The organism is Rhodococcus sp. GA1 (assembly GCF_024321955.1).
GTDB classification, from domain to species: domain Bacteria; phylum Actinomycetota; class Actinomycetes; order Mycobacteriales; family Mycobacteriaceae; genus Rhodococcus; species Rhodococcus pyridinivorans.
On the sequence record NZ_CP097186.1, the window covers coordinates 2284480 to 2307307 of the forward strand.

Genomic DNA, 22828 nt, shown 5'->3' on the forward strand with positions numbered 1-22828 from the left:
CCGGGCCTACGGCAGTCGTGAGGCCAGCAACTCCGCCAGATGCGTGCCGCGCCGCGTCGTGAGGTCGCTCAGCTGGGTACGGCACGAGTAGCCGTCGGCGAGGATCACCGCGTCGTCGGATGCCGCCTCGACGGCCGGCAGCAGTTGGGTTCGCGCGACCGCCACCGACACGTCGTAGTGCCCGCGTTCGACTCCGAAATTCCCGGCCAGGCCGCAGCAGCCGGCGAGGCGCTGCACGTCGGCACCCGCGCGTCGCAACAGTGCGGCGTCGGCGCCCCATCCCATGACGGCGTGGTGGTGGCAGTGGGGTTGTGCGACGATCCGTGTGCCGTCCAGCGACGGCGGTTCCCAGTCGGCGAGGAGTTCGGCGAGGGTCGTGGTGCTGTCGGCCACGAGGCGAGCAGGTGCGGACCCGAGCAGTTCGACCGCGTCGGAACGCAGGACGGCGGTACACGACGGTTCGAGACCGACGATCGGCATGCCGCTGCGGAAGAGTTCGGCGACGGTGCGGCCCAGGATCTTCCGGGCCTGGTCGAGCTGGCCGGTGGTGATCCACGTCAGGCCGCAGCAGCGGGGTTCGTCGGTGAGGTGCACGCTGTAACCGGCGGCGGCGAGGACACGCACGGCGGCGGCCCCGATCTCCGGGGTGAAGTACTCGGTGAAGGTGTCGACGAACAGCAGCACCGGGTCGCCCGTGCGGGATCGTTGCGGGAGGGTGTCGGCGAACCATTTCCGGAAGGTGCGGGGAGCGAACGCCGGAACGTGGCGGCGTCGATCGAGGCCGGCGACGGTCAAGCCGAGCGGGGCGACGCCCGGGATCCGGGTCAGAGCGTTGACGGCACGCGGCGCGCGGGAGGCGATCGCTGCCCACTGCGGCAGTCTGCCGAGACCGTAGTGGCTGGCGGGCCGTCGCCGTCCCCGGTAGGTCTGGTGCAGCACTTCGGATTTGAGGGTCGCCATGTCGACCCCGGTCGGGCAGTCCGACAGGCATCCTTTGCACGACAGGCACAGCTCGAGCGCTTCGTGCACTTCCGGCGACTGCCACGACTCGTCGACGAGGTGACCGTTGAGCATCTCCTGCAGTGCCCGGGCTCGTCCGCGGGTGGAGTCCTTCTCCTCGCGGGTCGCGAGGAAGGACGGGCACATCACCCCGCCGGTGCCGGTGTTGTCGGCGCGGCACTTGCCGATCCCGGTGCACCGGTGGACTGCCTGCGTGAAGTCGCCGCCGTCCTCGAGGTAACGGAAGGCCAGACCCTCACGAACCTTCCGCGCGGCCGGGACGCGGAGGTCGACGTCGACGGGTCGCGGGTCGACGAGCACTCCGGGGTTGAGGATGTTCTCCGGGTCGAAGACCGACTTCAAGGCGCCGAACAGCGCGAGCGCGTCGGGCGAGTACATCAGGGGCAGCAGTTCGCTCCGGGCCCGGCCGTCGCCGTGCTCCCCCGACATCGACCCGCCGTACTCGGCGACGAGTTTGCCTGCCTCGAAGAGGAATTCGCGGAACAGGCCGGGAACCTCGAGCGGGATGTCGAGGCGGATGTGGATGCATCCGTCGGCGAAGTGCCCGTAGGGATAGCCGGTGACGTCGTATCCGGCGAGCAGTTCCTCGAAGTCGCGGAGATAGTCGCCGACGCGGTGGGCAGGGACGGCGGCGTCCTCCCATCCCGCGTGCGCGGGCAGTCCCTTCGGACTTCTCGCCGACAGGCCTGCCCCCTCCTCCCGGATGCGCCACAGCGCGGCGGCCCGCGCCTGGTCCTCGACGTGCAGGACGTCGGTCGCGGCGGCGGCCTGCGCGAGTGCCTTCGCCCGGCCGCGCACCTCGTCGGCGTCGTCACCGGCCAGTTCGACGAACAGCCAGGCCGCACCCGACGGCAGGGGCGGTACCGCCTGCGGTCCGCGCCGGTGCCGGACGATGTCGACGATCCGCGAGTCGAGCCCTTCGCACGCCGTGGGCCGGAAACCCAGTAGTCCGTGCGCGGCGTTGCCGGCGGCGACGATGTCTGGATAGCCGAGCACGACCATCGTGCGGACGGCAGGGTCGGCGACCAGCTGCACCGTCGCCTCGGTCGTGATCCCGAGTGTGCCCTCGCTACCGACGAACAGCTTCCGGACGTCGAAACCGTTCTCCGGCAACAGATGCTCGAGTGCATAACCCGACACCTGCCGGCCGAAGCGACCGAATTCGGTGCGGATGGTCGCGAGGTCGCGGGCGACGATCTCCCGCAACGGTTCCAGCACCGGATCCTCGCCGGGCAGCGTCAGCGGGTGCCCGGTGCCGGTGAGCACTTCGAGCGCGACGACGTTGTCGGACGTGCGGCCGTAGCCGAGCGCCCGCGCCCCGCACGCGTTGTTACCGATCATCCCGCCGATCGTGCACCGGTTGTGGGTGGACGGATCGGGGCCGAAGCGCAGACCGTGCGGTGCCGCGGCGCGCTGCAGTTCGGCCTGCACGACACCCGGTTGCACCCGCGCGGTCCGGGTCTCTGAGTCGACGGAGAGCACCCGGTTCAGGTGACGCGAGAAGTCGATGACCACGCCAGGCCCGACAGCGTTGCCCGCGAGCGAGGTGCCGGTGCCGCGGGAGGTGAGGGGGACACCTTCCCGGCGGCACACGTCGAGGGTCGTGGCGACGTCGTCGATCGATCGGGCGCGCACCACGGCCTGTGGCGGGACGCGATAGAGAGAAGCGTCGGACGAGTACAGCGCGCGCGTGGTCGAGTCGTCGCAGACCTCCCCGATGCCCGCCGCGCGCAGAGCGCGCCCGATCGGGGTGGAAGTCCTCATAGACAGCGATGCTAGTGGCGGGAGGCATCGCTCCGGACGTGGTCGGACAGAACCGCGGAGTACCCGCGAGTGGTGCGAGCGGAGCGGCACGCGCCGGCCCCGTGACGGGACTCGCCTAGCATCGACGCTTGTGCCAGCCGATACCGCTTCGCCCGGGAAAACCGATTCGCCCGACCCGACATCGCGCGTCCGCACAGCTCGGATCGTCGCGATCGTGTCGGGACTGCTCGGGTTCGTGCTGGCTCTGACCCTTCCGTTCCTGCCGGTCCGGCAGGAAACCGGCGAACTGCAATGGCCGCAGAACGGCAGCATCGACAGTGTCGAGGCGCCGCTCGTCACCTACGCCCCGCTCACGCTGCGGGCCAGCGTGCCGTGCGCGGCAGCAGCGCAGCTCGGTTCCGACGGCGGCACCCTCGTCTCGACCATCCCGTCCGGCTCCCCCGACGCCACGGCGGAGGGCCTGGTGATCCGCGCGATACCCGGTGAGGACGGCGCTCCCGGCACCGTCGAGGCCGTCCTGCGCAACTCGGTGCTCGTCTCGGCGCCGCTCGACGAGCCGTGTACGGCCGTGACGGTCGCATCGAACTCCGAACGCACCGCCGCCGAGATCGTGGGCGCCGACCCGCCGGTGGCGATCGAGCTCGAGGGCGACGAGCGGCCGCAGATGGTCGGTGTCTTCAGCGACCTCGGCGGCCCGGCCGGCGCCTTCGAACCCGACGGTGACGACTCCACCGAGCGGTTGTCGGTGCGCGCCGAGCTCGACTCGCGGTTCACCTCGACCCCCACGGTGCTCAAGCTCCTCGCGATGATCGTGTGCGCGCTCGCGACGCTGGTCTCCCTCGTCGCTCTGCATCGACTCGACGGGATCGACGGGCGCCGCGCGCGCCGGTTCCTGCCGGCCCGCTGGTGGCGGTTCACCCTCGTGGACGCGGTGGTCGTGAGCACTCTGCTGCTCTGGCACATCATCGGCGCGAACACCTCGGACGACGGCTACATCCTCAACATGGCGCGGGTGTCCGGCGACGCCGGATACATGGCCAACTACTTCCGCTGGTTCGGTGTGCCCGAGGCGCCGTTCGGCTGGTTCTACGACGTGCTCGTCGTGTTCGCACAGGTCTCGACGTCGAGCGTGTGGATGCGCCTGCCCACGCTCATCGCGGCGATCCTGTGCTGGATGGTCATCAGCCGCGAGGTCATCCCCCGGCTCGGCGTCGCTGTCCGGCACAGCCGGGTGTCGCTGTGGACGGCCGGGCTGGTCTTCCTCGCCTTCTGGCTCCCCTACAACAACGGTCTGCGCCCGGAGCCGATCATCGCGGTCGGTGCGCTGCTGACCTGGTGTTCGATCGAACGCGCCATCGCGACCGGGCGCATGCTGCCCGCCGCGATCGCGGTCCTCATCGCGGCCTTCTCTCTCGCCGCCGGCCCGACCGGCCTGATCGCGGTGGCCGCACTCGTCGCCGGGATGCGCCCGCTGGTGAAGGTTCTTATCGCGCGCCGGCATCTCGTCGGTGTCGTCGCGCCCCTCGCGCCGATCCTGGCGTCGGGCACCGTCGTGCTCATCGCCGTCTTCGCCGACCAGACGCTCGCGTCGGTCCTCGAAGCGACCCGCGTGCGTTCGGCCGTGGGACCGAACGTGCCGTGGTTCGACGAGCGACTGCGGTGGGACGCACTGCTCACCGTCTCCCCCGACGGTTCGCTGGCCCGCCGGTTCGGCGTGTTCGTGATGCTGTTGTGCCTGGTCGTGTGCGTCATGCTGATCCTGCGCAAGGGCCGCATCCCGGGCACCGCTATCGGACCCTCGCGCCGCATCCTCGGCATCGTCTTCGCGTCGTTGCTGCTCATGATGCTCACGCCGACGAAGTGGACACACCACTTCGGTGTGTACGCGGGCCTGGCCGCGTCGGTGGCTGCGCTCGCCGCGATCGGAGTGGGCTCGGTCGGCATCCGATCGGCCCGCAACCGGGCGCTGTTCACCGCCGGGGTGCTGTTCGTCCTGGCGATGGCCTTCACCGGTTCGAACGGCTGGTGGTACGTCTCGAGCTACGGCATCCCGTGGTGGGACAAGCCGCCGTCGATCTCCGGTTACGCCTTCTCCACGGCACTGCTCGGCCTCACGGTGCTCGCCCTGCTCCTCGCCGCGTGGTTCCACCTGCGCGAGCCGTTCACCACGCCGCGACCCGACCGCAACGGCAGGGTGCGGGCCCTGGCGTCGGCGCCGCTCACGCTGGTCGCGGCGGCGGTGGTGGTGTTCGAGGTGCTGTCGCTGCTCAAGGGCGCGGTCTCGCAGTACCCGGCCTATTCGATCGCCAAGTCGAACGCGGCGGCCCTCACAGGCAACTCCTGCGGACTCGCCGACGAGGTGCTCGTCGAGTCCGAACCGAACGCGACCATGCTTCAGCCCCTCGACGGTGATGCGGGCGAGGCCCTGGGTGCGGGCACGGCCGTCGGTTTCACCCCGAACGGCGTGGCCCTCGACCTCACCGCCGACGCGGAAACCACCACGACCGGTGGCGCCAACACCGTCGACAGCGAGGAGGGCGGCACCACCACATCCACCAGCGCCGGCACCGAGGGCGGTCGCACCAGCGACGAGGGCATCAACGGCAGCACCGTGAAGCTGCCCTTCGGCCTCGACCCGCAGACCACGCCCGTCCTCGGCAGCTACCGCTCCGGCGTGCAGCAGTCCGCCGAACTCGAATCCGGCTGGTACGCGCTGCCGGAGCGCACCGACGAGACACCGCTGCTGGTCGTGACCGCGGCGGGACGCATCCGCTACGTCGACCCCGACGGTGTCATCACCCCCGGTCAGGACGTGCTGCTGGAGTTCGGTTCGTCATCCGGGGACGACGTGACGCCGCTGGCCACGCTCGCCCCGATCGACATCGGCCCGTCGCCGTCCTGGCGCAACCTGCGCGTGCCGAGCGACGCGATCCCGGCCGACGCCGACGCCGTGCGGATCGTCGTCGACGACGGTGACCTCTCCCCCGACCAGTGGGTCGCGGTCACGCCGCCGCGGATGCCGCGCATGCAGACCCTGCAGGAGGTCGTCGGATCCGACGCCCCGGTCCTCATCGACTGGTCGGTGGGTCTCGCCTTCCCGTGCCAGCGACCCTTCGGGCACCGCAACGGTGTCGCCGAGGTCCCCGAGTACCGCATCCTCCCGGACCGGGTCGGGGCCGACGCGACGAACGGCTGGCAGGACGACATCGGCGGCGGACCGCTCGGCTGGATCCCGCTTCTGCTGAACGCCGAGGCCGTCCCCACCTATCTGAACCACGACTGGGATCGCGACTGGGGATCGCTCGAGCAGTACCGTCCGATCGACCCGGATGCCTCCCCCGCGGAGGTCACCACCGACGTGACGACCCGCTCCGGCCTGTGGTCGCCGGGCCGCATCCGTGACGGGGTCCCCGTCCTGCTGGAGTAAGGGCGAGTGCCGTCACACCACGTCGCCGGATACCATCGACTCCCGTGCCCGACGACGTGACGACCTCACCCGCGCCCGCTCCGACCGCCCCCCGGTCGATGGGCGAGGACCTTCGCACTCGGTACCGGACTGCGCGACTCGTCGCCGTCGTCGCCGGGTTGCTCGGCATGATCTTGGCGCTGGCCACACCGTTTCTCCCGGTCCGCGTGACCGAGGCGACGATGTCGTGGCCGCAGGACGCGGCGGCGACCGACGTCGAACTGCCGCTGATGTCGCAGGTCCCCCTCCAGCTCCGCGCCACCGTGCCGTGCAGCGCCGTCGCGGAGATGCCCGGCGACGGCGGGATGCTGCTCGCGACCGCCCCCACCAACGGGCAGGACGCCGCCCTCAACGCGATGTTCGTGCGGGTCGGCGCCGAGAACGTCGACGTGCTCGACCGCAACGTGGTGGTCGCGACCGCGCCGCGCGCCGACGTCGAGTCGGGTGCGTGCAGCGAACTGCAGATCTTCTCCGACTCCGAACGCACCACCGCCGAGTTCGTCGGCCTCTCGGACGAGAACGGCAACCCGCGGTCGGGTGAGCTCACCGGCGACCTGCGGCCGCTCGTCGTGGGCGTGTTCAGCGACCTGCCGACCGCGGTTCCCGGCCTCGACGTCACCGTCGATGTCGATTCCCGGTTCACGTCGTCGCCGACGCTGGTCAAGTCCCTCGCGATGGTCCTCGCGGTGCTGTCGACGGCACTCGCGCTCGGCGCGCTGGCCAAGCTCGACGGCACGGACGGTCGCGGTCACCGCCGCTTCCTGCCGTCCCGCTGGTGGAAGTTCACCGGCGTCGACGTCGTCGTGGTCCTCACGCTCGTCGGCTGGCACTTCTTCGGCGCGAACACCTCGGACGACGGCTACCTGTTGACCATGGCCCGGGCGGCGGAGAACTCCGGCTACATGGCCAACTACTTCCGCTGGTTCGGTGTCCCCGAAGCTCCCTTCGGCTGGTACTACGACGTGCTGGCGGCGTTCGCGAAGATCTCCACGGCCAGCCCATGGATGCGCATCCCGGCACTGATCGCCGGAATCCTGTGCTGGATGGTCATCAGCCGTGAGGTGGTGCCGCGTCTCGGCCGGGCCGTGCGGCACAACCGCATCGCACTGTGGACCGGCGGACTGGTCTTCCTCGCCTTCTGGCTGCCCTACAACAACGGTCTGCGGCCCGAGCCGATCGTCGCGCTCGGTGCGCTGCTGACCTGGTGCTCGATCGAACGCGCCATCGCGACCGGTCGTCTGCTGCCCGCCGCGACGGCGGTGTTCATCGGCGCCTTCACCCTCGCCGCTGCACCGACGGGCCTGATGTGTATCGCCGCGCTCATCGCCGGCATCCGGCCGATGACGCGGATCATCGTGCGCCGCCACCGCGAGGTCGGCACCCTGCCACTGCTCGCCCCGATCGGCGCCGCCGGGATGCTCGTGCTCGTCGTGGTGTTCTCCGACCAGACCCTCGCCGCGGTCCTCGAGGCGACCCGCGTGCGCACCATCATCGGCCCCAACGAGGAGTGGTGGAACGACTTCCTCCGCTACTACTACCTGATGGTGCAGACCGTCGACGGTTCACTGCCGCGCCGCTTCGCGTTCCTCACGATGCTGCTGTGCCTGTTCACGACGCTGTTCGTGCTGCTGCGCCGCCGCCGGATCCCCGGCGTCGCCGTGAGCCCGACCTGGCGTCTGCTCGGCATCGTCTTCGGCACGATCTTCTTCATGATGTTCAACCCCACGAAGTGGACCCACCACTTCGGGGCGTACGCAGGCATCGCCGGATCGCTCGCGACGGTCACCGCCGTCGTGGTCTCCGCGAGCGCATTGCGGTCGCGGCGCAACCGCACGATTTTCCTCGCCGGAGTGCTGTTCGTCCTGGCGGTGTCGTTCGCCGGCATCAACGGCTGGTGGTACGTCTCGAGCTACGGCGTGCCGTGGTTCGACAAGACCGTCTCGCTGAGCGGCTACCAGTCGAGCTCGCTGTTCCTGGTCCTGTTCGGTCTCGCCCTGGTGCTCGTCGCGTGGCAGTACCTCCGCGAGGGCTACGCACCGCCGCCGGAGTCGGCCGAGACGAAGAAGGGCCGGCGGATCCGCGCCCTCGCGGCTGCGCCGCTCACGGTCGTCGCCGCGGTGATGGTGCTGTTCGAGGTGCTGTCGCTGCTCAAGGGCGCGGTGTCGCAATACCCGGCGTACTCGCTCGCTCGCTCCAACATCGGGGCGGTCGCCGGGCAGACCTGCGGTCTCGCGAACGACGTGCTCGTCGAGGCCGACCCCAACGAGGGACGCCTCGAACCGATCATCGACCCCGCCGATCCGCCGGCAAACGACGACCCGCTCGCCGGTGCGGCGCCGCGCGGTTTCACTCCCGACGGCGTGCCGTCCGACCTGACCGCCGACTACGTCGAGGTCAAGCCGGGCCAGGGCAACACCGACAACCAGAGCGTCGGCCCGACCTTCGAGACGGGCGCGGGCGGCGGCACCACGGGTGGTTCCGGTGAGCAGACCGTCAACGGCAGCACCGTGCGTCTGCCCTTCGGGCTCGACCCGTCCGTCACCCCGGTGCTCGGCAGCTACCAGGAGGGTGTGCAGGAACCCGCCGCGCTCACCTCCAGCTGGTACGCCCTTCCCGGGATCACCGACGAGACGCCGCTGGTGATCATCTCCGCGGCCGGTCGCATCTGGTCGTACGACGACACCGGTGCACTGACCTACGGCCAGTCGCTGCTCGTCGAGTACGGCACCCGCCAGGCCGACGGCAGCGTCGAGGCGAAGGGCACCTACCTGCCGCGCGACATCGGCCCCGCACCGTCGTGGCGGAACCTGCGTGTGCCGCTCGCCGACCTGCCCGACGACGTCGACGCCGTCCGCATCGTCGCCAACGACCCCAACCTCACCGGCGACCAGTGGCTGGCGTTCACGCCGCCGCGCGTCCCCATCCTCGAGCGGCTCGACGCCCAGCTCGGTTCCGAGCAGCCGCTCCTGCTGGACTGGGCCGTGGGTCTGCAGTTCCCGTGCCAGCGGCCGTTCGACCACTGGGCCGGTGTGGCCGAGATGCCGAACTACCGGGTCCTCCCCGACCGTCCGCTCGCGGTGTCGTCGACCGACACCTGGCAGTCGGCCGACAACGGTGGCCCGCTCGGCTTCGCGGAGGTCCTGGCGCGACCCGAGCAGGTGCCCACCTACCTCGAGAACGACTGGGGGCGCGACTGGGGTTCGGTGGAGCGGTACGTGCGCTTCTACCCGAATGCGCAGCCGGCCGAACTGACCACCACCGAGGTGACGAGGTCCGGGTTGTGGAAACCCGCGCCGATGCGCGTCTACGAGTGACGGATGAGGCGCGAGTAACGGAAGTGACGCCGACGGGCGACACACAGGGCATGACGACCTCGAGAAAGATCGCATTCACGGCAGCCCTGGGCGCGGCGCTCGCGCTCGGTGTGGTCACCGCTCCCGCAGCGTCCGCGGAGCCTGTGGCGGCTACGACCCTGAGCCCTGTGATCGGCGCGGTCGGTGGCACCGGTTCCGCAGGGTGGGGAGGTCTCCTCGTCAACGAGGGCGTGACCGTCGGTGTGGACCCCGAGCGTCCCGGCTTCTCGCGATTCGGCAGCAGCTTCCAGTGCCCGTGCCTCGTGAACTGGACGAACGTCACCACCGGACAGCGTGGCACCGTCACCCTGCCGATCTACCCGCCCATCCCCTCCGCAGGATGGGAATACCCCTGGTTCGAGACCGGCTCCGGACGTATCGAGGCGGTCGTGACGACCACCGACATCACCTTCCTGCCGGGCCGGGGTTCCTGGACCGTGCCCTGACCCCCGGCCCGGTGGGGCGGCGTCGGATATACACGACGGGGCCTGTGCACGCACTGGTGCACAGGCCCCGTCGGCAACGGCTCTACAGCGGCAGCAGGTGATGCTTCCGCGGGTTCTTGAACACTTCCTTGTCGCGAAGAAGGTTCAGCGCCTTGCGGATCTCGAGACGGGTGGTCGACGGCTCGATCACCGCGTCGACGTATCCGCGCTCGGCCGCGATGTACGGCGTGGCCACGTGCTCGTTGTAGAAGTTGATGAGCTGCTGGCGCACCGCGGGAGCGTTCTCGCCCGCGGCCTCGATCTGCCGGCGACCGATCACCGCGACAGCCGATTCGGCACCCATCACGGCGATACGCGCGGTGGGCCACGCGAAGTTGATGTCGGCGCCGAGCTGCTTCGACCCCATCACGGCGTAACCGCCGCCGTAGGCCTTGCGGACCACGACGGTCACCTTCGGGACCGACGCCTCGACATATGAGAACAAGAAGCGGCCACCACGCTTGATGACGCCGATCTTCTCCTGCTCGACACCGGGCAGGAAGCCGGGGGTGTCGACGACGAACACGAGCGGGATGTCGTAGGCGTCGCACACGCGCACGAAGTGCGCGGCCTTGTCGGCAGCAGCCGCATCGAGGGCACCCGACAGGTACAGAGGCTGGTTCGCCACCACGCCCACCGCCCGGCCGTCGACGCGGGCGTAGCCGGTGATGATGTTCGGCGCGGTCTGTGAGCGGACCTCGAGGAACTCGCCGTCGTCGAAGATCTTCAGCAGGATGTCCTGCATGTCGTAGCCGGAGTTGTCGGCGTCGGGCATGAACGTGTCGAGTTCGAGATCGTCGGGCGTGATCTCCGGTTCGAGACCGGGATTGATGATCGGAGGCTTCTCCTGCGCGTTGGACGGCATGTAGCTCAGGTACTGCCGCACCCACTCGAAAGCGGCCTTCTCATCCGGCGCGACGTGGTGCACGTTGCCGTACTCGGCCTGCTGACGGGCACCGCCGAGCTCCTCGAGGCTCACGTTCTCACCGGTGACCGCCTTGATGACGTCCGGGCCGGTGACGAACATGTGCGAACCCTCGGTGGCGACCACGACGTCGGTGTTGATCGGCGCGTAGACCGCACCACCGGCGCAGTTGCCGACGATCACCGAGATCTGCGGGCACAGACCCGACAGCGGCTCGTGACGCTTGCCGATCTCGCCGTACCAGGCGAGCGAGGTGACGGCGTCCTGCACGCGGGCACCACCGGAGTCGTTGATGCCGACGACGGGGCAACCGATCTTGAGGGCGAAGTCGAGGACCGCGGCGACCTTGCGGCCGAACATCTCACCGACGCTGCCGCCGAAGACGGTCTGGTCGTGGGAGAACACCGCGACGGGGCGGCCGTCGACCGTGCCGTGCCCGACGACGACGGCGTCGCCGTACATCGCATCGTCGCGGCCCGGCATCTTCATCAGCGCGCCGATCTCGACGAAGCTGCCCCTGTCGAGCAGCATGTCGATGCGCTCACGAGCGCTCGGGATGCCCTTCTTCGCGCGCTTGGCGATCGCGAGTTCGCCGGCCGGCTCCTTCGCGATCTCCAGCTTCTCGCGCAACTCGGCCAGCTTCTGTGCCGTGGTGCTCACTTCTTCGTTCAGCTCCTCGAGGCCTCGATGTCGGCCAGCTTGCGGGTCAGGTCTTCCCCCACCTTCGAGATGTACGGCTCGTCGACGATCTGCAGGTGATCGCCGCCGACGTGCACGACCTCGAGATCCGCGACGACCTCGCCCCACCCACCGTCGGGCTGCCGGGTCCCGAAGGCCGGCTCGAGATCGATCGCGTCGTCGTGATACTTGTCGGCCATGTACAGCACGACCTTGCCGTCGTAGGGCAGCAGATCCGCGGTCTGGATGGCGCGGTTGTCGAGCCACGACGTGCGCTGGTGCTCGATGATGCCGCCGGGGATCTGCGCCCCGCTCAGCTCGAGCAGACCCATCAGGATGCCGATCTGCTCCTCGTCGCTGCCGGCCTCGGCCAGCAGGTCGTAGGGCAGCGGCGCGTCGACCCCGTAGGTCTTCTTCGCGAACGCCGAGTAACGCTGCCAGCGCTTGCGGATCTCGTCGGGCGTGTCCTCGACCTTCTCACCGGCCATGACGGTGTCGATGAGGCCGACGAGACGCACGTCCTTGCCCTCCTCGCGGAGCAGACGGGCCACCGCGTAGGCCAGGACACCGCCGAGCGACCAGCCGCACAGCACGTACGGGCCGTCGCCCTGGATCTCCTTGATGAGCGGCAGGTACGCCTGTGCGCGGGTGTCGATCGGGCCCTCGGTGCGCTCGAAACCGAACACCGGGGTGTGCGCGGGCAGGCGGCGCAGCAGCGGCTCGTACGCGACCGTCGAACCACCCGCGGGGTGGAAGACGAAGACCGGCACGGTGTCCGATCCCTCGGCGCGGGGCCGCAGGGTGCGCACGAGTCCGTCGATGCGATCGGCGGATTCGAGATGCTGACGGACGGTCTCGGCGAGCTGCTCGACGGTCGGGGCGGAGAGCACGTCGTCGACGGTGATCTCACCCTCGGCCCGCTCGGTCAGCCGTGCCGCGAGCTTCTCGGCGACATCGCGGTCGAGCTTCGGCAACGGGTTGAAGATGCCCTTGGCCGACTTGCCCGTGACCACGGCCCACGAGGCGAAGGTCAACCGTTCCGCGGCGTCGCGCGGCGGCACGTCGACACCGCTCGACTCCTGCTCGGGCTCGGCCGTCTCGGGCGCGGTCTGTGCTTCGGCTTCGGCTTCGGCTTCGGCGAGAATCTGCTCGGCCTCGCCCACCGCGGTGGTGTCCTCGACCTCGGGAAGATCGTCCTGCTCCGCAGCGGCGGCGCGTTCGGCTGCCTTCTCGGCGGCCTGCTGCTCGGCGAGCTGCGCGACCTCCTCGCGGTTCTCGACGGCGTATCGCAGGTACTTCGCGACGTCGCGCAGGCTCGCGTCCTTGACCGCCGACAGCTGCAGCTGCGGGATGTCGAACTCGTACTCGACGCGGTTCTTGATGCGGACCGCCATGAGCGAGTCGAGGCCCAGCTCGATGAGCGGGATCTCGGCGGGCAGATCCTCGGGCGCATAACCCATGGACTCGGCGACGATCAGCGTCAGGCGGTCGTCGAGGCTCTGCGATCCGTTGGGATCCCACTGGTCGCCGAACGACTCGACGACCTCGGGAAGCTCCTCGGCCTGCGCGGCCGGCTTCGCGGCCACCGCGACGGGCTCGGGCAGCGGCTCACCGGAGGTGACGACACCCTCGTGGACGAGCGTGAAACCGTCGCCGGTGTTCGCGTGCACCTGCAGTGACGCGCCACCCGGGTGCCGGGTGAGCGTCGTGGTGAGGGTGCCGGTCGCGGGAACGTCGGTGTGCGGGATGGACGCGGTGAGCGTGACATCGGACAGCACCTGCGAGGCCGCCGCGACGACCAGCTCGGCCGCATCGGTGACGGCGGATGCCTGCACCTCCCACACGTAGCGGCCGTCGGGCAGTGCGACCCGGGCGCCGGGCGCGCGGCCGTTGCCGGAGGTGCCGATGCTGGCGTCGACCCAGTACGGCTTGCGCAGGAAGGCGGTGCGCGGCAGGTCGGCGTAGTCGCCTTCCGGCAGCAGCGTCCTCAGATCGACGGACTGCCCGTGCACGTACAACTGCGCGAGCGCGGTCAGCACACCGAGGGACTCGTCCTCCTTGCGCTTGAGCGTCTGGATGAACTGGCCGTCCTGCACACCGGCGTCGAAGGCCGTCGCCGCGACCGACATGAGCGTCGCGGGGTTGGCGTTGAGCTCGACGAAGGTGGTGTGCCCGTCGGACAGCGCCTGCCGGATCGCCTGCGTGAAGTACACGCTGTGGCGCATGCCCTTGGTCCAGTACTCCACGTCGTGGATGCCGTCGTGACCTGCACGGTAGAGGGTCTCCTGGTCGACCGACGAGTACAGGTCGACCTTCAGACGGTGCGGTTCGATGCCGGCGAGCTCGGCCGCGAGCTCGCCGAGGATCGGATCGACCTGCGAGGTGTGGCTCGCGCCCTTGGTCTGCAGGACCCGGGCGAATTTCTCCTCGGCCTCGGCACGCGTGACGATCGCGTTGACCTGCTCCTGCGGGCCACCGATGACGGTGTGCGTCGGCGCCGCGTAGACGCAGACCTCGAGCTGCGGGAAGTCGGGCAGCACGTCGGTGATCTCGGCGGCGCTGTACTCGACGAGCGCCATGAGGCGGATGTCGTCGCCGGTCAGGCCGGATTCGGCCTCACCCATCAGACGCGAACGCGAGCAGATGACGCGCACGGCGTCCTCGAGCGAGAGTCCGCCCGAGATGTAGGCGCCGGCGGCCTCACCCATCGAGTGGCCGACGACCGCGGCGGGCTCGGCACCGTGGTGGCGCAGCAGCGCGGCGAGACCGATCTGGATCGTGAAGATGCCGACCTGCGCCGTCTCGACGTCGTAGTCCTGCGCGTCGTCGAGGAACTTCTCCTTCATGGAGTAGCCCGACTCGTCGTAGATCAGCTCGTCGACCTCGTCGACGGCCGCCGCGAAGACAGGGTTCTCCAGGTACAGCTGCTTGGCCATTTTGCGGTGCTGGGCACCGAAGCCGGAGAGCACCCACACCGCGCCCTTGGAGGCGGGAGCGTCGGCGGTGAACACGCCCTGCGCGGGCTTGCCGGCGGCGACGGCACGCAGACCGGCGATCGCCTCACCGTGGTTGCTCGCCACGACGATCGCGCGGGACCGGCCGTGATTGCGACGAGCGAGCGTGCGGGCGACGTCGGCGAGCGGCGTCGTGCTGCCCTTCTCGGTCTCGAGCCAGTCGGCGAGATCGGCGGCGGCACGGCGGCGACGCGACGGCATCGCAGCGGAGACGGCGAGCAGGACGGGCAGCTCGCGGGCCTGCTCGGTGGTCTCCGCGGCGGGGATCTCCTCCGGCAGGACCTCGACCTCGGCCTCGGACGCTTCGAGCCCCTCGGGGCCGGTGTACTCGCGCACGACGACGTGCGCGTTCGTGCCACCGAAACCGAAGCCGGACACACCGGCGACGGCGCGACCGGTGTAGCGCGGCCACTTCGCGCCCTCGGGGATGACCTTCAGGTGCGCGCTGTCGAACGGGATGTACGGGTTGGGCGCCGTGTAGTTGAGCGTCGGGGGCAGCTGATCGTTCTGCATCGCGAGAACGACCTTGATGAGACCGGCCGCACCCGCGGCGGACTCGAGGTGACCGAAGTTGGTCTTGGCCGAACCGAGCAGGACCGGCTTGTCGTCCTCGCGGCCACGACCGACGACGCGGCCGAGCGCGTCGGCCTCGATCGGGTCGCCGAGCACCGTGCCGGTGCCGTGCGCCTCGATGTAGTCGACACCGGACGGCAGGATCTGCGCGTCGCGGTAGGCGCGGCGCAGCACGTCGACCTGCGCTTCGGGGTTGGGAGCGGCCAGGCCGTTGGAGCGGCCGTCCTGGTTGACGGCCGAACCGGCGATCACCGCGAGGATGTCGTCGCCGTCGCGCTCGGCGTCCTCGAGACGCTTGAGCACGACGAGACCCCCGCCCTCGGCGCGGATCATGCCGTCGGCGTCGGCGGAGAACGCCTTGATGCGGCCGTCGGGTGCCATGACGCCGAGTTCGTCGAAGCCGAGGGTGCCGGCCGGGGCGAGCAGCATGTTGACGCCACCGGCGAGGGCGACGTCGGCTTCGCCGTTACGCAGCGCACGTACGGCCTGGTGCACGGCGACCAGCGACGACGAGCACGCCGTGTCGAGCGTGACCGACGGGCCGTGGAAGTCGTAGAAGTACGACACGCGGTTCGCGATGACCGCGGTGGAGGTGCCCGTGAGCGCGTAGGGATGCGCTGCGGACGGATCGCCGACCGCGAGGAGCATGTAGTCGCTCGCCGAGCTGCCGATGAACACACCGACCGAGCCGCCCTTGAGGTCGCTCGGCGGGATGTGCGCGTGCTCGAGTGCTTCCCAGGTCAGCTCCAGCGCGAGGCGCTGTTGCGGGTCGACCATCTCGACCTCGCGCGGCGACATCGCGAAGAACTCGGCGTCGAAGCCCTTGACGTCGTCGAGGTAGCCGCCCCTGGTGTTGGCGTTGCGGATCGACTCCCACACGGCGGGATCGTTCTCGAACTCCGACCAGCGGCCCTCGGGCAGATCGGAGATGCCGTCGCGTCCGGACGCGAGCAGCTCCCACATCTGTTCGGGGGTGTCGACGTGGCCCGGCAAACGGGTGGACAGACCGACGATGGCGACGTCCTTCGAACCCGCCGCGGCACCGACCGTGTACAGGGCGGAGTCGTCCTCGGCGGGTGCCTCGGGCTCACCTTCGATGATGCGCGTCGCGAGCGACGCGATCGTCGGGTGCTGGTAGGCGATCGTCGCGTTGAGGGTGACACCGAGGAGTTCCTCGATCTCACCCGCCATGGCGACGGCGTCCCGGGAGGACAGCCCGAACTCCTCCATCGGACGATCGTCCGAGATCTGGGAGACCGGCTGCCCGGTCGCGTCGGCGATCCAGTTGCGCAGCCATTCGCGCAGCTGCGCAACCGTCATTTCAGTGTCAGACATCAACCCACCACGCTACCCGGGAAAGAGGACATTCGTTCTTACACGCTGTCCGGGAAGGCCTGCTGCTGGTAACCACCACGCAGCGTTCCCTCGACATATGCGGTCTTGCACGCCCGACGCGCGATCTTTCCGCTGGACGTACGGGGGATCGAACCGGCCGGCACGAGCAGCACGTCGCGGGCGGTGACACCGTGCCGGGACGAGATCGCGGCACGTACCGCGTCGGCGATCGGCTGCGGATCGGCCTTGCCGGCGCCGGGAGCGCGCTCGGCGACGATCACGAGCTGCTCCGACGAATCGTCGGCATCGAACTGCAGGCCGGAGGCGTCGTTGTCGAACACCTCGCGCGGCAGCTGGTTGGCCGGCACCGCGAACGCCGCGACGAAGCCGGGACGCAGCGCGGAGCTGGCCTCCTGCGCCGAGAACTCGAGGTCCTGCGGGTAGTGGTTGCGGCCGTCGACGATCACGAGGTCCTTGACGCGACCGGTGATGTAGAGCTCGCCGTCGATGTAGACGCCGTAGTCGCCGGTGCGCAGCCACTTGCTGTCGTCCGGGGTGCCCTCGGCGTGGCTGCCCTCGGCCAGACGCTTGGTGATGCGGTTGTGGAAGGTGTTGTCGGTCTCTTCCTTGCGACCCCAGTAGCCGATGCCCATGTTCTCGCCGTGCAGCCAGATCTCGCCGACCTGCTCGTCGGGCATCTCGGTGCCGGTCTCGGCGTCGACGATCGCGGCCCACTGGCTGCGTGCGACGTAACCGCAGGAGACCTGCGGGATGGCGTTCTCGGCATCGGGCTCGACGCGCATGACCCGGCCCGCGTTGAGTGCGGTGCGGTCGACGTAGATGACCTTCGCCTCGTCGCTGTGACGGGTGGAGGAGACGAACAGGGTGGCCTCGGCCATGCCGTAGGACGGCTTGATCGCCGTGCGGGGCAGACCGTAGGGCCCGAATGCCTCGTTGAACTTGCGCATCGACGACGTGGTGACCGGCTCGCTGCCGTTGATCAGGCCGATGACGTTGCTCAGGTCGAGTTCTTCGCCCGGCTTGGGGACCGCGCGTGCCGCAGCGTGCTCGAACGCGAAGTTCGGGGCGGCGGCGAAGGTGCCGGCACCGTCGGAGACGGCGGCGAGCTCGCGGATCCAGCGGCTCGGCCGGGCCACGAAGGCACGCGGGCTCATGATGGTGATGTACTTGCCGCCGACCGCGGGCAGGATCACCGTGAGCAGGCCCATGTCGTGGAACAGCGGCAGCCAGGTCACGCCGCGCGACGACTCGTCGAGCTCGATGGAGTCGGCCATCTGGATGACGTTGGTGAGCACCGAGCGGTGAGTGATCTCGACGCCGGCGGGAACGCGGGTCGAGCCGGAGGTGTACTGCAGGTACGCGATGTCGTCGGTGCCGATGGGCGGCCGGTTCCAGGACTCGGCGACCGAGTCGGGGATGGCGTCGACGGCGATCACGCGGGGACGCTGCGCAGCGGGGAGCGGGCGGAAGAACTGCCGCACGCCGGCCGCGGACGAGGTGGCGGTGAGGATCGCGCTGGGGGTGCAGTCGCCGAGAACGGCGTGCAGGCGATCGGTGTGGCCGGGCTCGTCGGGATCGAACAGCGGCACGGCGATGGTGCCGGCGTAGATCGCGGCGAAGAAGGACACGACGTAGTCGAGGCCCTGCGGAGCGAGGATCGCGACGCGGTCGCCGGGAGCGGTGACCTGTTGCAGGCGCGCGGCGATGGCCTTGATGCGCACGCCGAACTGATCCCAGGTCAGCTCGTGCACCTCGCCGTCGCGTTCCCGCGAGTAGTCGATGTACCGGTAGGCGAGGTCGTCACCGTTTGAAGCGAAGTTCCCCTCGAGGTGATCGAGCAGGGTCTGCCCTTCAGGCAGCCTGATCCGCCCGTTCTCATCGATGAACTCTTCGAACCCGACGCTCAATTCCTTCTCCCTGTCGAAGCGATCCCACAACCACTCGACATGGTTGCGCCACTAACTTTTCCTCCGCGCCGGCGGATCGTCGTACCGATACCGCCCCCCACGGCTTCCGGCGGTCCGTTCCTCGAACGTGTCCATCGACCCCAGATCACGAATATGTTACAGATCGGCATCACGCGCACCCACGCAAAGTGCGGTCGCCGGGAAGAACGCTTCCCCTCGCACACGGGAAACACAAAGATACGACATGGTCGTCTTCACACACACATTCCGCGCCCGTCGAACGAGACGAGCACACGATCCGATTGTGTGCGAGGGTTTTTCGACGCCGACACCGACCGACGGTGCAACCCGCCGCCCTCTGCTGCCCAGGATCGGCGCCCCGGTACGTACGCCCGACCGAGGCGAGAGCTCGTGACAAGGATCATTCCCGGTCGCGGGCCGTCGCTACGCCCCCGGAGGGGGCCGGCCGTTCGCCGTGCCGTCACTGGCACCATGAACCTCTTCTCCTGTGGCAGTCGTCGTGCGCCACGATCCCGGACGGCCGGGCCGCAGCCGAGGGATGAGTCTAAAGGCAGCCCGTCTTTCGAGTGTACCGGGTGGTGAGATCGGACACTACCGGCGAGTAATATGTGGGAGGGTTCACTCGGACCCGAACCTCCCCCGCGTGCAGCGACGGCCGCACCTCATTCTTCTGCGGGTTCCGGTGCGGCATCGATCTTCTCCGCCGCCCAGTTCGCGATCCACTGCGTCGCGGTCGTGCCGTTCTCGTCCACGACGTAGGTGTTGTACATCGCGTGGATCGGGTTGTTGACGTACTCGAGCAGGCGCGGAGCGGCCGACATCCAGTTGGCGGGATTCAGCGCGTTCGGTGGTGCGTCACAGATACTGTCCGTGGGCGCGCAGATTTGGATCGTGCGGTCGTCGAGCTCCCCGAAGCCACCGGGACGCGCGCCGGTCATCGTGATCCCCGGCAGCCGCAGGCCGTCGAGCGACAATTCGGCGCCCACTCCGGCGACGGGCGCACCGATGTCGGTGCCCGAGACCCCGTCGCGGCGACCGTCGGCAACGAGTGCGACACCGAGCACCCGGTCGGCGGGGACCGGGCCGTTGCCGGCACCGATCTGCGCGGCGACGTCGCCCACGATCACGGCGCCCTGCGAGAAACCGGTGAGCACGTAGGTGGTCAGCGGGCACTCGGCCGAGCGTCGCGCGAGGATGTCGGTGGTGGCCGCGAATCCCTCACTGCGGCTGTTGTTGTAGGACTGCTGGCCGTCCGGCGGGATCGCGATGGGGTTCGAGAACTGCGCGACGTACGGCACCGTGTAGACATCGGCGCGTTGGGCGTCGAAACGCTCCTGCAGCGGCCTCGTCACGTTGAGCATGAGCGAGTACGGGTTCGCGGCCGGAGCGTACGGATCGTCGCCCACCGCGGACTCCCAGGTGCCCGGCACCGCGACGACCTGCACGTCGGGGCACGAGGCCGGCTGCGACTGCGGCTCCTCCGGCCCGGGCGGGGTAGGAATCGGCGACGGGATGTCCAGCCGCCCCGCGAGCATGTACCAGAGCACCAGCACGATCGCCAGGACGAGCAGCGCCCCCACGACCACGATCCTGCGTCCGCGACGCTGCTTCGTCCTGACCATTCGTGCTGTCCCCGCGTTCCCTAGTTGCAGTACGTCTCGCCGGCGACGGCGATGTACGTGTCGGCCGTCGAGGAGGCCTGATCCTCCGACAACTCGACACCACCGGCTGCAGCATCACTACCCACGAGCGCGGTCACGAACACCTTGATCTCCTCCGGCGACCCGCCCTGCGCCTGGGCGCTGCAGATGTAGTCGGCGATGTTCACCGCGCCGGTCTCGTCGCTGGGCTCGACGCCCTCGGCGCGGAGACCGTCGAGGAAGGCCTGTGCGCCGGGCGTGGGAGCGGGTGCCGCGCCCGTGTCCTCTCCGGCATCGTCGTCTCCGGCAGCGGGCGAGGACGGAGCCGGGGACGCCTCGCTCGTCTCGGTCTCGCCCGTGGTCTCGGCCCCGGCTGCGCCGGGGGATGTCTCGGCCGCGGAGGTCGATGTCGACGCTGAGGTTTCCGTGGCGGCAGACGTCGTCGGCGTGTTCGTCGCGGTGGAGTCGTCGCTTCCGCACGCGGAGAGAACGGCCGTGGCGGTCAGTGCCGCAGCGAGGGCGCCGAGGACTCGGGTCGAGCGTGAGCGGGTCCGTGCAGGCATGTGGTGGGGTCCTCACATCCGGGATGTCGGTCGAACTTGGTCAGATGCGCCCCAGGCTACAGAGCGGCCCGTGCGGCCGGTAGGAGCGTCCCTCCTCCCCCCGGTTACACGGGCCGACCCTGCTGTCGTTCGGTTACGGCTGCAGCTTCACTTCGTCGCCGTCGAGGGTGATGAAGCCGTTCTGAAAGTTCTGCTGGACACCCTTGCCGTCCACGGCCGGGAACTCGTCGCTGATCGGCAGGCCCAGACGTCCTTCGGCACCCTTCTCGGCGAGCCACGCCTCGAGGATCTTGCCGCGGACCGGCCAGGCACCGGTGAGCGGGCTCCAGTAGATGTTGCCGTGCTGAAACTCGTTGAAGCGACCGTCACCCCCTGCGGGCTGCTCGCTGGCCGTCGGGTAGCCCAGGACTCCCGTCTCGTAGCCGAGCTGGGAGTACTTGTCGAGGATCATGCCCTGCACGCCGTGGGCGCCGGTGTCCTCGCTCCAGTACATGGCGCCGATCTCGAAGCCCTGGACCGCGCCGCGGCCGTCGGGGGTCGCCGCCTCGTCGAGGATCGGGTAGCCGAGCGGTCCGCCCTCCCAGCCCTGGTTCTTCCATTCCTCGAAGATCTTTCCGCGGACCGCGTGGGCGCCGTGCTCGGGCGTCCAGTAGATCGCGCCGTTCCGGAAATGGTTGAACCGTCCGCGTCCGTCGGGTGCGACGCGTTCCTCGGTGGTCGGATAGCCGAGCTGCCCGGCCGGACCGCCGACACCCTGGTAGGCGCCGCCGATCGCACCCGCGACCGGCACCGTCGTGCCGTCGGACGAGAAGACGCGGCCGAAGCGGAAGTCCTGCACCTTGCCACCGGCGACGTCGTATTCACCGGTGAGGCAGTCGCCGAGCCAACCGTTCACGTTCGCCACATCGCCGAAGGCGCCGGTGGGGTTGCACTCGGGCTTGTCGACCTCGACCCCGAGGGTGTTGGCGAGCTGCGGCCACAGCTGGTGCAGTTCGAACTCCCAGTACTTCCACGTGTGGGTGCCCGACGGCCGGTACACGATCTGGGCGGGGATGCCCTGCTTCTCGAGCTTCGTCGCGAACGCCTGCGAGGTGAGGCGCGAGAGGATCTCGAGGCCCATGCCGGCGTAGTTGGTGCTGACCCCGGGGATGCCCGACGGATCGTCGTGGGGGCCGGTGGTGCCGCTGCCGCTCGAGACGTACAGGCTCACGCCCTCGAGCTTGTCGGCGAGCAGGTAGGGATCGTGCGACTCCCAGCCCTCGGAGCCGGGCGCACCCCACATCGCCTCGGAGTCGAAACCACCGGCGTCCTGCATCGCGTAGTGGATGGCCTCGGGCATGCCGAGGGTGGTCGTGGTGAGGATGCCGGACAACGACGCCGCGAACTGCGCGAAGCCCGGGTTGCGGGCGGGTAGGAACATCGCGGCGGTACCGCCCATCGACAGGCCGACGACGCCACGCTTGTCGGTGGTACGCCAGTCGCGTTCGAGCAGCGGAGGGAGCTCCTTCGTCAGGAAGGTCTCCCACTTGTAGTTCTGTCCGTTGTTCTGATCGATCCAGTCGGAGTAGAAGCTCGACTGGCCGCCCACCGGCAGCACGACGTTGACGTTCTTGTCGGCGAAGAATGCCTCCGCATCGGTCTCGAGCGTCCACCCGTTCTCGTCGTCGCGCGCGCGCATGCCGTCGAGCATGAACACCGACGGGAACTTCGCGTCGGGCTTGCTGTTCCAGTCGCGCGCGAGCAGCAGCTGCACCTGGATCGGCGTCCCCATCGACGGCGAGTCGATCCACAGGGCGACGCGGCGATCGGTGAGCCAGTCGACAGAGCGGACGGTCGCACCGGAAGTGCTCGTCGGGCCGGACTGGGCGATGAGCGGATCGGCGGTAGCCACCGAGACGGTGGTCAGACCTGCGGCGACGGGCGCGACGAGAGCTGCGGCGATCAGTGCGAGCGCACGGGATCTTCTGCGCCGCGCACCCGCGACGCGAGCCACTCTCCTGCTCGGCCCCGTCCGTCGCTCACCGTGCTCGAGCTCAGTTCGCATCTGCATCGCTCACTTTCTG

At 69.4% G+C, this 22828-nt stretch carries 10 protein-coding genes; 3 read left to right on the plus strand and 7 right to left on the minus strand.

Annotation, left to right across the window (positions count from 1 at the left end; all coding sequences use genetic code 11):
* Nucleotides 1–6 precede the first annotated feature (6 nt).
* Nucleotides 7–2784, minus strand: a complete 2778-nt coding sequence (locus tag M3330_RS10715) for an FAD-binding and (Fe-S)-binding domain-containing protein (protein WP_255028727.1) — start codon at nucleotides 2782–2784, stop codon at nucleotides 7–9.
* 130 nt (nucleotides 2785–2914) lie between these two features.
* Between M3330_RS10715 and M3330_RS10720 the strand changes: the two genes are divergently transcribed.
* The 3 genes from M3330_RS10720 to M3330_RS10730 are packed head-to-tail and all read left to right on the plus strand — an operon-like array spanning nucleotide 2915 to nucleotide 10049.
* Entirely contained in the window at nucleotides 2915–6211 is a 3297-nt protein-coding gene (locus M3330_RS10720; RefSeq protein WP_033097839.1) for an arabinosyltransferase domain-containing protein, read from the plus strand.
* A 44-nt stretch (nucleotides 6212–6255) separates the two neighbouring features.
* On the plus strand, nucleotides 6256–9564 hold the full coding sequence (locus M3330_RS10725; RefSeq protein ID WP_039583415.1) for an arabinosyltransferase domain-containing protein: 3309 nt from the start codon (nucleotides 6256–6258) through the stop codon (nucleotides 9562–9564).
* 50 nt (nucleotides 9565–9614) lie between these two features.
* Nucleotides 9615–10049 (plus strand): hypothetical protein, encoded by a 435-nt coding sequence (locus M3330_RS10730; protein WP_033097841.1) that lies wholly within the window; start codon nucleotides 9615–9617, stop codon nucleotides 10047–10049.
* A gap of 82 nt (nucleotides 10050–10131) precedes the next feature.
* Here the strand turns inward: M3330_RS10730 and M3330_RS10735 are convergent, their stop codons facing one another.
* The 6 genes from M3330_RS10735 to M3330_RS10760 all read right to left on the minus strand — a co-directional run bounded on the left by M3330_RS10735 (nucleotide 10132) and on the right by M3330_RS10760 (nucleotide 22815).
* Nucleotides 10132–11673, minus strand: coding sequence for an acyl-CoA carboxylase subunit beta (locus M3330_RS10735; RefSeq protein ID WP_219129796.1), 1542 nt, complete (start codon nucleotides 11671–11673; stop codon nucleotides 10132–10134).
* A gap of 8 nt (nucleotides 11674–11681) precedes the next feature.
* Nucleotides 11682–16598, minus strand: coding sequence for a polyketide synthase Pks13 (gene pks13, locus M3330_RS10740; RefSeq protein WP_303627231.1), 4917 nt, complete (start codon nucleotides 16596–16598; stop codon nucleotides 11682–11684).
* Between the two features lie 53 nt (nucleotides 16599–16651).
* Complete coding sequence (gene fadD32 / locus M3330_RS10745) at nucleotides 16652–18541, minus strand: long-chain-fatty-acid--AMP ligase FadD32 (protein ID WP_006553446.1); 1890 nt, start codon at nucleotides 18539–18541, stop codon at nucleotides 16652–16654.
* Nucleotides 18542–19224: 683 nt separating this feature from the next.
* Nucleotides 19225–20184, minus strand: coding sequence for a cutinase family protein (locus M3330_RS10750; protein ID WP_006553445.1), 960 nt, complete (start codon nucleotides 20182–20184; stop codon nucleotides 19225–19227).
* A gap of 20 nt (nucleotides 20185–20204) precedes the next feature.
* Nucleotides 20205–20765 carry a DUF732 domain-containing protein gene (locus M3330_RS10755; RefSeq protein WP_033097843.1) on the minus strand — a complete coding sequence of 187 codons (561 nt, stop codon included), beginning with the start codon at nucleotides 20763–20765 and terminating at the stop codon, nucleotides 20205–20207.
* Between the two features lie 133 nt (nucleotides 20766–20898).
* Nucleotides 20899–22815 (minus strand): alpha/beta hydrolase-fold protein, encoded by a 1917-nt coding sequence (locus M3330_RS10760; RefSeq protein WP_039583649.1) that lies wholly within the window; start codon nucleotides 22813–22815, stop codon nucleotides 20899–20901.
* Nucleotides 22816–22828 lie beyond the last annotated feature (13 nt).